The organism is Actinoplanes sp. L3-i22 (assembly GCF_019704555.1).
In the GTDB taxonomy this organism is placed as follows: Bacteria; Actinomycetota; Actinomycetes; order Mycobacteriales; family Micromonosporaceae; genus Actinoplanes.
Map to the genome: position 1 here is coordinate 3,323,924 of NZ_AP024745.1, position 15,198 is coordinate 3,339,121.

Genomic DNA, 15,198 nt, shown 5'->3' on the forward strand with positions numbered 1-15,198 from the left:
GACACGTGCGGCGGTGGCAAGCGGAGGTTCCTCCGGTTAGTGTCGCCAGTAGCGGAGGTTCCTCCGCTTAGCGTACTTCGGATCGGTGAGGGACACGATCATGACGAACACCGCACGTATCAGCACCCCGTTCGGGGCGGACTCGACCGCGGCCGAGGTCGTCGCCGGCATCGACCTGGCCGGGAAGCGCGTCATCGTCACCGGCGGCGCCTCCGGCATCGGCGTGGAGACCGCCCGCGCGCTGGCCGGCGCCGGCGCCGAGGTCACCCTGGCCGTCCGCGACACCGAGGCCGGCGACCGCACCGCCGCCGACCTCACCGCCACCACCGGCAACAAGCAGATCCTCGTCGCGCGGCTCGACCTGGCCGACCTCGCCTCGGTCCGCGCGTTCACCGCCGGATGGGACGGCCCGCTGCACGTCCTGGTCAACAACGCCGGGGTGATGGCCTCCCCGCTGATGCGCACCGGCCCGGGCTGGGAACTCCAGTTCGCGACCAACCACCTCGGGCACTTCACCCTGGCCACCGGCCTGCTCGGCGCGCTGCGGTCGGCCGGCGGCGCCCGGATCGTCTCGGTCAGCTCCAGCGCCCACCTGCGGTCCCCGGTGGTCTTCGACGACCTGATGTTCGACAACCGGGAGTACGACCCGTGGGTCGCCTACGGCCAGGCGAAGACCGCGAACGTCCTGTTCGCCGTCGAGGCCACCCGCCGCTGGGCCGCCGACGGCATCGTCACGAACGCCCTGATGCCCGGCGGCATCCGCACCAACCTGCAGCGCTACATCTCCGACGAGGAACTGGACCGCATCCGCAAGGCCGCGGGCGGCGGCGGCCCGAAGTGGAAGACCCCGGAACAGGGCGCCGCCACCTCGGTCCTGGTCGCCACGTCCCCGCTGCTGGCGGGCATCGGCGGTCGCTACTTCGAGGACTGCAACGAGGCCGCCCCCAACGAGCCCGGCACCCGCACCGGCGTGGCCCCGTACGCCCTCGACCCGGAGTCCGCCGCCCGCCTCTGGACCGTCTCCGAGTCCTTGACCGCCTCCTGACCGCAGGGGCCAGGACCGCAGGGGCCAGGACCGCAGGGGCCAGGACCGTTTGACCACAGAGTCCCGCCCTCCCAGGGGGCCACCTCCACGCCGACAATCATGGCGCGGCGGCCCAAGATCATGCGGACCCCCTGTGGATAACCCGCCAGTGTGGATAACTCCAAAGGATCATCCGAACGCGCCAAGATAGAGGTGCAACGCCACCCCATCGGCAGCCGCCCGCTCCGCCTGAGCCCGCCAGGGCGGGTGCGGGCAGCCGGGCGGATGCGGACGCCCGGGCGGGTGCGGGCAGCCGGGCGGATGCGGACGCCCGGGCGGGTGCGGGCGGAGTGGGCGGTGCGGGCGGCCGAGCGGTGCGGACAGCCGAGCGGTGCGGGCGACCGAGCGGTGCGGACGGCCGAGCGGTGCGGACAGCCGAGCGGGACCGCGCCGGGTCAGGAGTTCAAGACGGTCTGCAGGCGTTTGGCCTCCTTGATCAGACGAGTCGAGCCGGGCCGGGACGCGACCTCGGCCAGGCCCGGGATCTCCGTGCGGGCCCGGACCGCGCCGGCCACCTGCGTCGCCAGCTCGAGCAGGTCGGGCAGGCCACGCAGGACGGTCGCCGCCCCGCCCGCCGAAGCCGGCTTGACGGCCGTGGTGGAAGCCGGCTTGCCGGCCGCGGTGCTCGATGACCCGGTGGCGGGGCCCGGCGCGGTCGCGGGCGCGGACAGGAGGGTGGGCAGGAACGCGGTCAACGTCTCCCAGACCGCGACCGAAGCACCCGCCCGGTGCGCCTCGGCCAGCCCCGGAAGGACGCGACTGAGTTTGATCGTGCCATCAACACACAGATCAGCCAGCGCCGCGCCCACCGCCGGCGCGAACGACGCCGAGCGCGTGGCCGGGGCTACGTCGACCGCCGGGATGAGTGGTGCTGGGCGTGTTGCCGGGCCTACGCCGACTGCCGGGGTGAGTGGCGCCGGGGTGAGTGGCGCCGGTGGGGTGGCCAGGATGACGAAGGCGTCGACGGCGGCGACCCGGTCCTCCTGGTGGCGGGCGCCCAGCACGTAGGCCAGGCCATACGCCAGGGACGGCCCGACCGGCCCGGAGCACTCGGCGAGCAGCGGCAGCACCTCCGAGCCGCCGCGCTGGTCCTGGTCGGCCAGCGAGGCCAGGCGGGGGAGCGCCCAGGCCGCGGACGCCTCGCGGTGGTGCGGCAGGACCATGGCGAGCACGTCACCGTTGGTGGCGAACTCGTCCGGCCAGCCGTCCGGCTCCGGGCCCGGGGTGGTGGTGAGCAGCTGGCGTTCCAGCCGCAGACCGCCGTCGCGGGCCGGCTTCAGGATCGTCACCGTCCGGCGGAGGACGTCCGACTGCCACTGGCGTTTGCCGGAGATCGGGGCCTGCGGGAACGGCCGGCTGATCGGGTCGGGCAGGCCACCGGCGGTGAGCCAGGCCGCGAACTGCCGCCCGGCCGGCGAGGTCAGCTCCGTGGCCCGCGCGACGACGGCCGGGTCGTTCTCCCGGGGGAGGCGCAGCAGCGCCTGCTCGAGGTCGACCGGCCACGGCTGCCAGCCTTCCGCCTCGGCCCGGCGCAGCCGCTCCAGGAGCACCGCCGTGTCGATGCTGCCGGTCACGTGTGTCGGGGTGGCCATCAGCTCCGGGATCATCGTGCTGGTCAGCTGCAGCCCGGCCTCGGCGACCCGCAGCGCCAGCACCCCGTCCGGGGTTGCGGCCAGCATCGAGCCCTCGCCGCCGCGGCGGCCGTTCTGCCAGGCGGTGCGGACCGCGTCGACCATCCACTGCCGCAGGGTGCGCGCGGCCGGGTCGATCGCCGAGCGGATCGCGGTGCCCAGGTGCATCAGCGGGGAGCTGCGGTTCCAGGTGTTCTCGGTGAAGTCGCCCGGGTAGCGGTCGAGCACCGGCTGGAGCGCGGTGCCCAGCGCCGCCGGCCCCTCGGTGGTGAACAGCGTGACCAGCCCGGCCAGCACCCGCTCGAAGCCGACCGCGGTCTGGTCGTGGCGGAGCACGGTCAGCTCCTCGGCCAGCTCGGCCGCGCTCGTGATCGGCGGGGGCATCGCGGCGGGTGGGGCGGCCGGCGGCAGCTCGGGCAGCTCGGCCGGCTCGGTGGCGGCGGTGGTGCCGAACAGCTCGGCGGCCCGGGCCGGCAGGTCACCGGCGAGGACCACGGCCGCGTCGCCGAGGCGGGCCACGGTCGCCGCGTCGAGGCGGCCGATCTGCTTGCCGATCAGGGTCAGCGCCCGTTCCTGGACGTCCAGCCCGGGGTGGCCGAAGGCGGCGGCGACCGTCTCCAGCACCTCGCCGGCCCGGTCCGGGTCCCGGCGGGCGACCTTCTCCAGCCAGGTCAGCTGTGCTTTGACCAGGGTCTTCTCCTTGCGGACCAGGGTCGGGCCGCTGGTGTCGAGCAGGGTTTCCAGCTCCAGGCGGCCGGCGTCGTCGACCGTGCGGAGCGCCTTCTGCGCGAGGCCGGCGACGGTGCCGGGGGCTTCCGGCAGCAGGCGCGCGTAGTCCAGCGCGTGGCCGGCCAGCTCGTCCAGGGTCGGCTCCAGCAGGTCGTGCATCAGCGTGAACGCGCGCAGGTCGTGCGGCTTGCCGCCGCGCAGCAGCCGGTCGACGGTCAGATCCAGGACGGTCTTGCGTTCCAGCGTGCCCTCGGCGACCAGGGCCGCGACGACGCCGGAGATGGGCGGGGTGTTGTCCCACTCGTTGGTCGTCGCGTTCCACTGGCCGCCGGCCAGGTCGGCGCCGATGCCGTCGATCTCGAACACGCCGGGCAGCAGCAGGTGCAGGAACGGGTGGTCGCGGAGCCGGATGACCAGCGGTGGCAGCCGGCCGTCGCGGCGGGGCTGCAGCAGCTCGCGGACCCAGGCCCGGACCACGGCCTCGGTCACCGGCGGCTCGGCGCCGGCGGCCCGGAGCAGCGCGGTGATCATCTCCCATTCGCCGTTCCAGGCGTCGCGGATCGGGAGCCGCTGGGCCAGTCGCTGACCGAGCTCGCCCAGCCACGGCACCTCACGGAGGCGGGCGACCTGCAGGAACCGTTGCGGCCCGACCCGGCCCCAGAACCGCATGTTGCCGCGCAGCAGCAGGGTGGCGGCCCGCGCGGCGGTCGGCATGGTGCCGATCACCGCCAGCGCCAGCCCCTGGGTCGGATTGCTGTCACCGCGCCACCAGGTGTCCCGGTCCAGCTTCTTGATGCCGGCCTCGACCTCCTTGGCCAGCGCGAGACGCTCCTCCTCGGTCGCGGCGGCCAGCAGCATGATGATGCCGGCCAGGTCGTCGCGGTTGGCGCGGCGCTCCAGGCCGATCCAGGTGAGTGGGGTGGTCATGCCGTGGCCTCGGCCTTCGCGATCGTCTCGGCGGTCTCGCCGGCCCGGGCCATCCGGACCGCGAGGACGTGCTTGCAGGGGCCGCGCCCGCCGCGGTGTTTCGCCCACCACGGGCAGGTGCAGGACTGCGACTCGTGGCGGACGTGGTACGTCTCGTCGCCGCTCGCCACCACCGACACGTCCTCGCCGACGGTCACGCCACCGGCCGTGATCAGCGCGCGGGCACCGGCCAGGCGGGGGTTCATCTTCTCGACGGCGTCCGCCGTGTACGGCAACGTCCGGTGGAAATACCCCGCCTCGGCCACGTCGTAGCCCACCCGGCCGGCCGTGCCGAGCTGGGTCAGCGCGTCGCGGACCCGGGCGGAGTCCAGCCCGGAGGCGGTGGCCAGCGAGTCCACGTCGATCGTCGGGTCCCACGAGAGCAGGGCGCTGACCAGGTCGGCGTCGTCGGCCACCTCGTCGGTGGCGAGCGACTCGAGGACCGCGCCCTCGCCGGAGAACCCCCGGTACGGCTCCGGGGACAGCGTCAGCGACAGCCGCAGGGTGGGCATGTTCAGCTCCCACGTGCTGGCCACCGGCTGGCTGCCCGCGGCGACGGCGGGGCCGTAGACGCGCAGGCCCGTCGCGTACCGAAGGAAGGGTTTCAAAGCGGCCAGGCGGCCGGCGCCCGGCAGGCAGACCGCGCCCGGCGCGGGCCGGGAGGTGAAGCGCAGCGAACGACCGGCCGGAATCGCCCACAGGACCGACTTGTCGGTGGCCGGCAGCCGGTTGAACAGCGCGCGGGCGTCGGCGACCCCGATCTCGGCGCGCGGGTCGAAGCGCGCGGTCAGCACCTGGGCCTCGGCGAAGCCGCGCAGCCAGCGCGACGGCAGCGGCACCTTCCGCTCGACCAGCGGGCCGTCGAACGTGGTCACCGTCAGGTCGTCGGGGCCGACCGCGACGTGCATCGGATCGGACCGGCCGACCCGGGTCAGCGCCCGCTGCAACGGCAGGTTGACGTCCACGTTCGTGGTGCCGTGGGCGACGATCTCGCCGTCCAGCCCGCCGGGGAGCACGTCGAGCCGGGCGTAGACGCCGCAGCAGCCGGAGAACGACTCGAAGCGCAGCCGGTCCGAGCCGGCGGTGACCACCGGGTCGAGGCTGGCCGGGGGAAGCGGGCGGAAATATCGCGTCCGGGCGACCTCGGCCACGGCCAGCAGGCCGGTCGCCGCGGCGCCGGGCGAGGTCAGGAAGCCGGTGAAGAAGCGGGGATGGGCGGTGGGGCCGCCAGAGGTCTGCAAGGTCAGCCCGTCGTCCAGAGTCGACGAACCGAGGTACGAGTAAGCCGCGGTAACCATGCGCGAAAACCTAGAAGAGGGGTACGACAATTTCACGCCCGCCGCCGCAACAGCAGCATCGAGCCGCGCACGAACCGCAGCGCGAGCAGCACGAACGCCACCGTCACGACGTGCGCGACGATCCCGGCGACCGAGGCGTTGCCGTAGGCGGCGCCCACCCGGAGGTCTCCGGCGACCGCGCCGGCCCCGATCAGCACGGCCAGCACGAGCACCGTCACGATCGCTCCCCGCGGCGAGGTGGCCGTGGGCGCCGGGCCGACCTTCGAGCTCGGGTGCAGCTGCCCGGCCGGCGTGCCGATCAGCTCCCGCTGGTCCGATTCGGCGGCGTAGTGCCGGAGCGTCGCGGCGGCGAACTCGGGCACCACCCCGTCCACCCGCAGCTTGCCCGGGTTGACCACCCAACCGCTGGTTCTGATCAGCTCCGGCGCGCGGTAGCGCAGGTGCACCTCGAACGGCCCGCTCCAGATCTGACCGGGATCGATCGCCGCCCACGGCACCGTGACCGTGCCGGCGAACTTGTCCGCCCGCAGCCCCTCCGAGCTGATCGTGAGACCGATTCCGGTCAGCGTCGCGCGGGCACAGAGCCCGAGGAACACGACGATGAACGCGCCGAGCGACCACGTCATCGGGAGGATGTCGGTCTCGGTGTCCGGGACGATCAACACGAACCCGAGAATGCCCAGCATGGCGATGTTGAGCAGCGGCAACGTGCCGGCCCGCGGGGTCCGCAGCGTCCGGCTCGGCTCGTCGGTGACGAACGCCGGGCGGGCCTGCCCCGGCCGCAGCACGGAAACCGCGACGAGAAGACCCAAGATCAACGACAAAATACTGAGGGCGATCAGTACGACGGCGGCGGGCTCCGGTGGCACGCCGAGCGCGACCGCGATCACGATCAGCGCCACCACCACCGCCGCGATGAGCAGGAGCGGCATGCACCGTCGATGGGCCGCCGCCGACAACCTCGAGATCATCGGCGGATGATAGGGGAGATCAGCGCTTCCGATCCCGGCGGTACTCCTTGATCACCCGGAGGCCGTGACCGACGATCGTGGCCGCGACGGCGCCCCCGACGATGCGGAAGGCGAAGTTGGACGCCGACTCGTCCCCGGCGGCGTTCTCGACCCAGGCGCCGGCCGCGCAGAAGGCGACGAGCGCGAGCGCCACGACGGTCAGCCGCTTCGCGAGCCGGGCCCGGGTCCAGGGCTTGACCTCCTCGTCGTCGTCCTCGTCGTCGTCACCCGGCGGCGGCAGCGGGGGCTCGTCGGCGATCGCCCGGAACAGCCGCTCGTGTCCGGCCGTGGTGCCGATGCCGGCCCGGTCCTCGGGATGGGCCAGGTAGTGCCGCAGGGCGGCGGCGATCGTCGGCAACGGGACGCTGCCGATCGTCAGCCACTCGCGAAAGACCAGCAGGCCGGTCGCTTTGACCAGTTCGGGCCGGCGGTACGCGATCTCCAGTTCGTTGCTCTCGACCACGGGTGGCTTCGCCTGGTCGAGCGCTTCCCAGGGAAAGGTCACCGTGCCGCGGGCCTTGTCGGCGTGCACGCCGGCCGGGGTGAGGGTGATGCCGTCCCCGGACCAGAGCGTCCGCCAGTAGAGGAGGAAGCCGGCGGCGACCGTCGGGAGCAGGAACCGGTCCTGGAAGCTGCCGTGCGCGAAGTCCGGCGGGTAGAGCAGGAGCAGCCCGAGCGTGGCGAGGTGGCCCACGCCGACGACCGCGAGCGTGCCGCTCGGCCGGGTCCGGAACGCGTGATCGGCCTCGATCACCAGGAACGACGGCTCGCGGCGCCGGTCGCCGAAGATGATGACCAGCCAGAGCACGATTGCCAGGCCGACCGGCACGGCCAGCACGACGGCGAGGTGGTCCGGGTCGAAGCCGCGCAGCCGGGCGACGTCGGCCGTCGCGGCCACCAGGGCCATCGTGATCAGAAGCAGCCGGCGGTTCCGGTCCAGCGCGGCATTGAGGTTCATGATCACCGGGAAAGTGTAAAAGCGGGCCCCGCGACCGGGGGAGTCGCGGGGCCCGCTGTGCGAGGAGGAACGTCCTACTTGGTGGCGGTCAGGTCGTAGATCGTGGACCCGCCGACCGTGGTGGCCGTGTAGTTCGCGGCGACCCAGGTGGCGATCTGCGCGGAGTCCGAGGTGCCGCCGCCCTGGCCACCGCCGCCCATCCCGCCGCCGGAGATGAAGTAGTGGATCTGCCCGGACGCCACGTAGGCCTGGAACTGCGCCAGCGTGGGGGAGGGGTCGCTGCCGTTCCAGCCGCCCAGGGCGATCACCGAGGTGCCGGAGGCGAGCTCCAGGTCGGCGGCCGAGGTGGCGCCGCTGACCGCCGCGGACCACTTGTTCGTGCTGGCCTTGAGCAGGGCGGTCAGCTCGCTGTTGCTGCTGCTGCCACCCCCGCGGCCGCCGCCCATCCCGCCGCCGGTCGGCGCGCCACCGGCGGACGAGCCGGTGGTGGACGAGTCACTGGTGGACGAATCGCCGGAGGCCGAGGTGGAGGGCTGCGTCGAGGTCGAGGACGAGGACGATGACGAGGACGGCGGGGCGCCGGCTCCGCCCGTACGGGAAAATCCGCCGCCGCCTGGACCACCGCCCATGCCGGACGTTCCGGACGGCCCGGAGGTGGGAATGGAGCCCGTATGGGCGACCCCGACCGTGGCGGTCGCGTAAGCCGCGCTGCCCAGCCCGGCCGACAGCACGCCGGCGACGATGCCGATCACCGCGAGTCGTCGCAGCTGCGCCGCGGGGGCGATCAACGCGATCGAGGCGATGATCCCGGCGGCGAGCGCGGCCCACCGGATCGCCGGCATCCATTCGGTACGGCCCAGGAGGACCCAACCCCACCCCGCGGTCGCGAGGATCATCGCGGCGAGCACGATCCGGGCCCACATCTGCGCGCGGTAGAGCCAGAGCACGCGGGCCCCGATCCCGACCAGCGCCGCGATCGACGGAGCCAGGGCGATCGTGTAGTACGGATGGATCGTGCCGCTCATGTACGAGAACGTCACCCCGGTGACCAGCAGCCACCCGCCCCAGAGCAGCATCCCGGCGCGTGCCCGGTCGGTCCGCGGCGCTGTCCAGGTCACCGCGAGCACCGCGACTAGGGCGATCAGCGCGGCCGGCAGCAGCCAGGAGATCTCCGTGCCCATCGACGTGCCGAAGAGCCGCCCGATGCCGGTGGCTCCGCCGAAGCCGACGTTACCCCCGCCTCCGCCGCCCCCGCCACCGTTGCCGGAGCCGCCGAGGATCCGGCCGAGGCCGTTGTAGCCGAGCGCGAGTTCCCACAGCGTGTTGTTGGTCGACCCGGCGATGTAGGGCCGGGACGACGCCGGCCAGAGCGACACCAGCGCGATGAACCAGCCGGCCGAGACGACCAGGGCCAGCCCGGCCAGCAGCAGGTGCCTGATCCGCCTGCCGATCGTGGTCGGCGCGGCGACCAGGTAGACCAGCGCCATCGCCGGCAGCACCAGGAACGCCTGCATCATCTTGGTCAGGAAGCCGAACCCGAGCAGCACCCCGGTCAGGGCCAGCCACTTCGCGCTGGCCTGCTCGGTGGCCCGGACCGTGGTGTACGCCGCCGCCGTCATCAGCAGCACGAGCAGCGCGTCCGGGTTGTCGTAGCGGAACATCAGCACCGCGACCGGGGTGAGGGCCAGCGCCGCCCCGGCGAGCAGCCCGGCGGCCGGCCCGAACCAGCGCTTGACCGCCAGGTAGAGCAGCCACACGCTGGCCACGCCCATCAGCGCCTGCGGCGCCAGGATCGACCAGCTGTTCACTCCGAAGATGCGCGCGGACAGGCCCATCACCCACATCGCGGCGGGCGGTTTGTCCACGGTGATCGCGTTCCCGGCGTCCAGCGAGCCGAACAGCCAGGCCTTCCAGCTCTGCGCGCCGGCCTGCGCGGCGGCGGCGTAGAAGCTGTTGCCCCAGCCGGACTCGCTGAGGTTCCAAAGGTACAGAACCGCCGTTGCCAGCAGGAGCATGACCAAGGGGACACGCTGGCGGATGGTCGTCGTCATGGGACTAACCTCGTGGGCGGTGCTACGGCGGCCCTGTGATCAATCTGTGGGCCGCCTATGAGACCTAGATCGCCCGCGTGCGGCAGCGGTACGTGCCACGATGGGCGAAGTGTGCGAGTCCCAGGTCCGGGAGTGGGAGAGATGAGCGAACACGTTTCCGACAGCGCCGAATGGCAGGCGCTCCAGGGTCACGCGGAGAAGTTCTCGGCGGTCCACCTGCGCGACCTGTTCGACAGCGAGCCGCAGCGTGGCGAGCGCTACGCCGCCGAGGTCGCCGACCTGTACATCGACTACAGCAAGAACCTGGTCACCGACGAGGTCCTGACCGCGCTGTTCGCGCTGGCCGGGCGGGCGAAGCTGAGCGAGCGGATCACCGCGATGTTCGCCGGCGAGCACATCAACGTCACCGAGGACCGGGCCGTCCTGCACACCGCGCTGCGGCTGCCGCGCGACGCGTCCCTGGTCGTGGACGGGCAGGACGTGGTCGCCGACGTGCACGGGGTCCTCGACCGGATGGGCGCGTTCGCCGACAAGGTGCGCTCGGGCGAGTGGGTCGGGCACACCGGGCAGCGGATCACGACGATCGTGAACATCGGCATCGGCGGTTCCGACCTCGGTCCGGTGATGGCCTACGAGGCGCTGAAGGACTACTCGCAGCGGGACATCGAGGCGCGGTTCGTCTCCAACATCGACCCGACCGATCTGTACGAGAAGACGCGCGACCTGGACCCGGCGACGACGCTGTTCATCATCGTGTCGAAGACGTTCACCACCCAGGAGACGCTCACCAACGCGCGCGAGGCTCGTGAATGGCTTCTGCGCGGTTTGTCCGATCAGGAAGCCGTCGCGAAGCACTTCGTCGCGGTGAGCACCAATGCCGAAAAAGTTGCTGATTTCGGCATTAACACGGACAACATGTTCGGCTTCTGGGACTGGGTCGGCGGCCGCTACTCGCTCCCGTCCGCGGTCGGCCTCTCCGTGCTGATCGCGATCGGCAAGGAGCAGTTCGCCGACATGCTCGCCGGCTACCACAAGCTCGACGAGCACTTCCGGAACACCCCGGTCGAGCGGAACGTCCCGGCGCTGCTCGGCCTGATCAACGTCTGGTACGACACGTTCCTCGGCGCCCAGTCGCACGCGGTCCTGCCGTACGCGCAGTACCTGCACCGTTTCGCCGCCTACCTCCAGCAGCTGACCATGGAGAGCAACGGCAAGTCGGTCCGGCTGTCCGGCGAGCGGGCCACCTTCCAGACCGGCGAGGTCTTCTGGGGCGAGCCCGGCACCAACGGCCAGCACGCCTTCTACCAGCTGATCCACCAGGGCACCAAGCTGATCCCGGCCGACTTCATCGGCTTCAGCAAGCCCAACCACGACATCGGCGAGATGCACGACCTGCTGATGTCGAACTTCCTGGCCCAGACCGGCGCGCTCGCCTTCGGCAAGACGCTGGAGCAGGTCCAGGCCGAGGGCACCCGGCCCGAGGTCGCGCCGCACCGGGTCATGCAGGGCAACCACCCGACCACGACGATCCTCGCGGACGGGCTGACGCCGAACACGTTCGGCCAGTTGGTGGCGCTCTACGAGCACATCACGTTCACCCAGGGCGTGATCTGGGAGATCAACTCGTTCGACCAGTGGGGCGTGGAGCTCGGCAAGGCGATGGCCAACCAGGTCGCGCCGAAGCTGACCTCGGCCGAGGCGCCGGCCGACGACGCCGACTCGTCGACGAACACGCTGATCAAGAGGTACCGGGCCGCCCGCGGTCGCTGATTTTGTCGTAGGGGTTCTCTAGGCTCAGCGCTGTGGACGTGGACACGGCGCTGAGCCTTCGCATGACGAGCCTGCTGCTCGGCGACATCTCGGAAAAATCCGTTATAGGGGTCACCACCTGGTTCGGCGCGATGCAGGCGCAGGACCTGAACAGCGTGCTGTGGTCGCTCGGCACCCGGTTGCCCGGCCGCACGTTGCCGGAGATCGTCGCCGCCACCGAGGAGCGCGACGTCGTCCGCACCTGGCCGATGCGCGGCACGGTCCACCTGATCCCGTCCGCCGACGCGCACTGGATGCTCGACCTGACCGGCGTCCGCGCGCTGGCCGGCGCGGAGAAGCGCCGCGCGATGCTCGGCCTCTCCGGGGCGGATGCGGACAAGGCCGCCGAGATCCTCGGCGCCGCCCTGGCGGGCGGCGGCCGGAAGACGCGATCTGACTGCGTGGCCACTCTCAACGAGGGCGGCGTCCAGGTGAGCGGCCAGTTGGGCTACCACCTGCTTTGGTACGCGAGTCAGCGCGGCGTCACGGCGATCGCCCCGAACGAGGGCTCCGAGCAGACGTTCGTGCTGCTCGACGAGTGGGCGTCGGAGCGGAACACGCCGTCCCGCGAGGAGGCGCTGGGCATCCTGGCGCACCGCTATTTCCGCAGTCACGGCCCCACCACGGCCAAGGACTTCGCCGGCTGGACGATGCTCACGATGAAGGACGCCAAGGCCGGGATCGCCGCCGCCGGCCTGACCGCGGTCGACGTCGACGGCACCGGGATGTGGGCCGACCCGGCCGTCCTGGCGGCCGGCCCGGTCCGTGGCTGGCATGCGCTGCCCGGCTTCGACGAGTACATGCTGGGCTACAAGGACCGCTCGATGATGGCCACCCCGGCGCAGCTGAAAAGCATCATCCCCGGTGGGAACGGGGTCTTCCAGTCGACGCTGGTGCAGGACGGCAGGGTCCGTGCGGTCTGGAAACGCACGCTGGGCAGGAAGGCGGTGTCGATCGCGGTGTCCCCGCAGACCGACTTCACCGCCAGGGACTGGTCGGCCGCCGAGGAGGCGCTGCAGCCGTTCGGGGCATTTGTCGGCCTCCCGGTGACTGTTAAGAAACTTGAATAAATGACTGTTAAGAACCCTTGATATTTGTGAACGTGAAAGCCACGATGTGGTGGCACAGGTCACGTTCGATGTTCGAGGGAGTCGCCATGGGAGTTCGACGCCAGTTGCTGGCGCTGGTCGCCGGGGTGGGGGTGGCGCTCGGCTCGATCGTCGCGTTCTCCGCGACCGGTGAGGCCGCCGTCGCCTGCTCGTCCGTGACCTGGACCGAGGGTCCGACATACACCGTCGGCCAGCAGGTGACCTACCAGTCCAAGCTGTACCAGGCGCTGGTCACCCACACGGCGTACGTCGGCACCGGCTGGAACCCGGCCGCGACCCCGACCCTGTGGAAGGACCTCGGCGCCTGCACCGGCGGCGGCACCCCGACCCCGTCGGTCACCACCAGCAAGACGCCCACGCCCTCGCCGACGGTGTCCACCCCGACGCCGACCCCGACCACCAGCACCCCGCCGCCCACCGGCTGTGCCACCCGGGGCCGCCCGGCCGGCAAGGTCCTGCAGGGCTACTGGGAGAACTGGGACGGCGCGTCCAACGGCGTGCACCCCGGCCTCGGCTGGATCCCGATCAACGACTCCCGGATCACCCAGCACGGCTACAACGTGCTGATGGCCGCGTTCCCGGTGATCCGCTCGGACGGCACGGTGCTGTGGGAGAACGGCATGGACGCCGGCGTCAAGGTGCCCACCGCCGCCGAGATCTGCGCGGCCAAGGCGCAGGGCGCGACGATCCTGATGTCGATCGGCGGCGCGGCGGCCGGCATCGACCTGAGCTCCAGCACGGTCGCCGACCGGTTCGTGTCGACCATCGTGCCGATCCTCAAGGCGAACAACTTCGACGGCATCGACATCGACATCGAGACCGGCCTCTCCGGCAGCGGCAGCATCAACACGCTCTCCGCGTCGCAGTCGAACCTGATCCGGATCATCGACGGGGTGCTCGCGGCGATGCCGTCGAACTTCGGGCTGACCATGGCGCCGGAGACGGCGTACGTGACCGGTGGCAGCGTGACCTACGGCTCGATCTGGGGCTCGTACCTGCCGATCATCAAGAAGTACCTGGACAACGGCCGGCTGTGGTGGCTGAACATGCAGTACTACAACGGCTCGATGTACGGGTGCTCGGGTGACTCGTACTCGGCCGGCACCGTCCAGGGCTTCACTGTGCAGACCCAGTGCCTCAACAACGGGCTGACGATCCAGGGCACAACCATCAGGATTCCGTACGACAAGCAGGTCCCCGGCCTGCCCGCCCAGTCCGGTGCCGGTGGCGGTTACATGGCCCCGTCGCTGGTCAGCCAGGCGTACAACTCGGTCCCGTCGATCAAGGGCCTGATGACCTGGTCGATCAACTGGGACGGCTCGAAGAGCTGGACCTTCGGCGACAACGTGAAGGCCCTCCAGGGCCGTTAACCAACCGTTCACCTCCCGAAGTCTTGATCTTGTCCGCCCAGGATCAAGGATGTACAGGCGCGGCGCCCCTCGGGGTGCCGCGCCTTTCCTTGTTCCGTCGTCTTTCCTTGTTCTGTCATTTCCCTGTTTCGTCGTTTTCCCTGTTTCGTCGTGGAGTGGACCAGAAGTGAAGATGTCTGCCCTGGACCGGGCCGTCGCCCGGGTCGCCGGCGACGGCGCCCGCGCCCTCGCCAACCGTTTCCTGAGCGTCTCCACCGACCCGTGCCAGGGTGACCCGGGAGCGCTCACGCTGCGCGAGGCCGCCGGTCGTGGCGACTGGCCGGCGGTGCGGGCGTTCCTGGCCGGCGTCACCGATCCCGGCGCCCGTTCCTTCTACCTGAGTCGCGTCGCCGAGGTGAAGGGCGCCCAGATCTGGCTCGAGCGCGCGGTCCAGGAGAACTCCGCGGACAACCTGGCCATGCTGACCTACGGCCTCCGGCTGATCGTCTGGGCCTGGGAGGCCCGGGGCAGCGGCGCGGCGGTCTTCGTCTCCGCAGGACATGCGCGCCAGTTCGGCGAGCGGCTGGCCCGGGCCGAGGCCGTGCTCGGCGAGGTGGCCGCCCGGAATCCGGGCGACCCGGACGCCTGGGCCGGGCTGCTCACCTGCAACCGGGGCCTGCAGCGCGGTCTCGACGAGGCCTGGCGCCGGTTCGACCGGTCCCGCGCGGCCGATCCCTACCACTGGCGCGCGCACGCGAGCATGCTGCAGCAACTCTGTGGCAAGTGGGGCGGCGACGACCAGACGGCGCACCGGTTCGCGGTCGAGGCGGCGTTCACCGCCCCCGAGGGCAGCGCGATCACCTGCCTGGTCCCGGAGGTGCACATCGAGATCTGGGTGGGCGGCGCCGGGCAGAAGCACATCCGTCGCCCGGACGTGATCGAGGAGATCCGCAAGGCCGCGGCCTGGGGGCCGGGCAGCCCGGCCTACCGTCCGTTCCCCGGCGACGCGGCGGTGCACAACCTGTTCGCCCGTGCCTTCATGAACGCGAAGGTGCCGGCCGAGGCGGCGCCGCACTTCGCCGCGGCCGGCACTCGGGTCGTCGGCCAGGTCTGGGCTGATGCCGCCTACTTCTGGCCGGAATCCCTGATTCACCTCTCCTACCTGAGCGAGCGGGCCAGGGCCTCTCGCTGACCGGCCGGTCCT

General features: G+C 71.6%; 10 protein-coding genes. 5 read left to right on the plus strand and 5 right to left on the minus strand.

Going from position 1 to position 15,198, the window contains the following annotated elements; genetic code table 11:
• Window positions 1–100 precede the first annotated feature (100 nt).
• Window positions 101–1,045 carry an SDR family NAD(P)-dependent oxidoreductase gene (locus tag L3i22_RS14695; RefSeq protein WP_221327521.1) on the plus strand — a complete coding sequence of 315 codons (945 nt, stop codon included), beginning with the start codon at window positions 101–103 and terminating at the stop codon, window positions 1,043–1,045.
• Between the two features lie 434 nt (window positions 1,046–1,479).
• Here L3i22_RS14695 and L3i22_RS14700 read toward each other — a convergent pair whose 3' ends face one another.
• The 5 genes from L3i22_RS14700 to L3i22_RS14720 all read right to left on the minus strand — a co-directional run bounded on the left by L3i22_RS14700 (window position 1,480) and on the right by L3i22_RS14720 (window position 9,727).
• On the minus strand, window positions 1,480–4,371 hold the full coding sequence (locus L3i22_RS14700; protein WP_221327522.1) for a DUF6493 family protein: 2,892 nt from the start codon (window positions 4,369–4,371) through the stop codon (window positions 1,480–1,482).
• Window positions 4,368–5,708 carry an SWIM zinc finger family protein gene (locus tag L3i22_RS14705; RefSeq protein ID WP_221327523.1) on the minus strand — a complete coding sequence of 447 codons (1,341 nt, stop codon included), beginning with the start codon at window positions 5,706–5,708 and terminating at the stop codon, window positions 4,368–4,370. Before L3i22_RS14705 ends, L3i22_RS14700 begins: the two co-directional genes overlap by 4 nt.
• A 32-nt stretch (window positions 5,709–5,740) precedes the next feature.
• Entirely contained in the window at window positions 5,741–6,679 is a 939-nt protein-coding gene (locus L3i22_RS14710; RefSeq protein WP_221327524.1) for a hypothetical protein, read from the minus strand.
• Window positions 6,680–6,698: 19 nt separating this feature from the next.
• Entirely contained in the window at window positions 6,699–7,682 is a 984-nt protein-coding gene (locus tag L3i22_RS14715) for a hypothetical protein (protein ID WP_221327525.1), read from the minus strand.
• A 68-nt stretch (window positions 7,683–7,750) separates the two neighbouring features.
• A complete protein-coding gene (locus L3i22_RS14720; protein WP_221327526.1) occupies window positions 7,751–9,727 on the minus strand; it encodes a glycosyltransferase family 39 protein in 1,977 nt (658 codons plus the stop codon).
• 141 nt (window positions 9,728–9,868) lie between these two features.
• Here L3i22_RS14720 and pgi point away from each other — a divergent pair, with 141 nt between their 5' ends.
• The 4 genes from pgi to L3i22_RS14740 all read left to right on the plus strand — a co-directional run bounded on the left by pgi (window position 9,869) and on the right by L3i22_RS14740 (window position 15,186).
• Complete coding sequence (pgi, locus tag L3i22_RS14725; protein WP_221327527.1) at window positions 9,869–11,497, plus strand: glucose-6-phosphate isomerase; 1,629 nt, start codon at window positions 9,869–9,871, stop codon at window positions 11,495–11,497.
• Window positions 11,498–11,559: 62 nt separating this feature from the next.
• Window positions 11,560–12,606: a winged helix DNA-binding domain-containing protein gene (locus L3i22_RS14730; protein WP_221329963.1), complete on the plus strand. Its 1,047-nt coding sequence runs from the start codon at window positions 11,560–11,562 to the stop codon at window positions 12,604–12,606.
• 86 nt (window positions 12,607–12,692) lie between these two features.
• On the plus strand, window positions 12,693–14,015 hold the full coding sequence (locus L3i22_RS14735; RefSeq protein WP_221327528.1) for a glycosyl hydrolase family 18 protein: 1,323 nt from the start codon (window positions 12,693–12,695) through the stop codon (window positions 14,013–14,015).
• Window positions 14,016–14,187: 172 nt separating this feature from the next.
• Window positions 14,188–15,186 carry a hypothetical protein gene (locus L3i22_RS14740; RefSeq protein ID WP_221327529.1) on the plus strand — a complete coding sequence of 333 codons (999 nt, stop codon included), beginning with the start codon at window positions 14,188–14,190 and terminating at the stop codon, window positions 15,184–15,186.
• The last annotated feature ends 12 nt before the right edge of the window (window positions 15,187–15,198 follow it).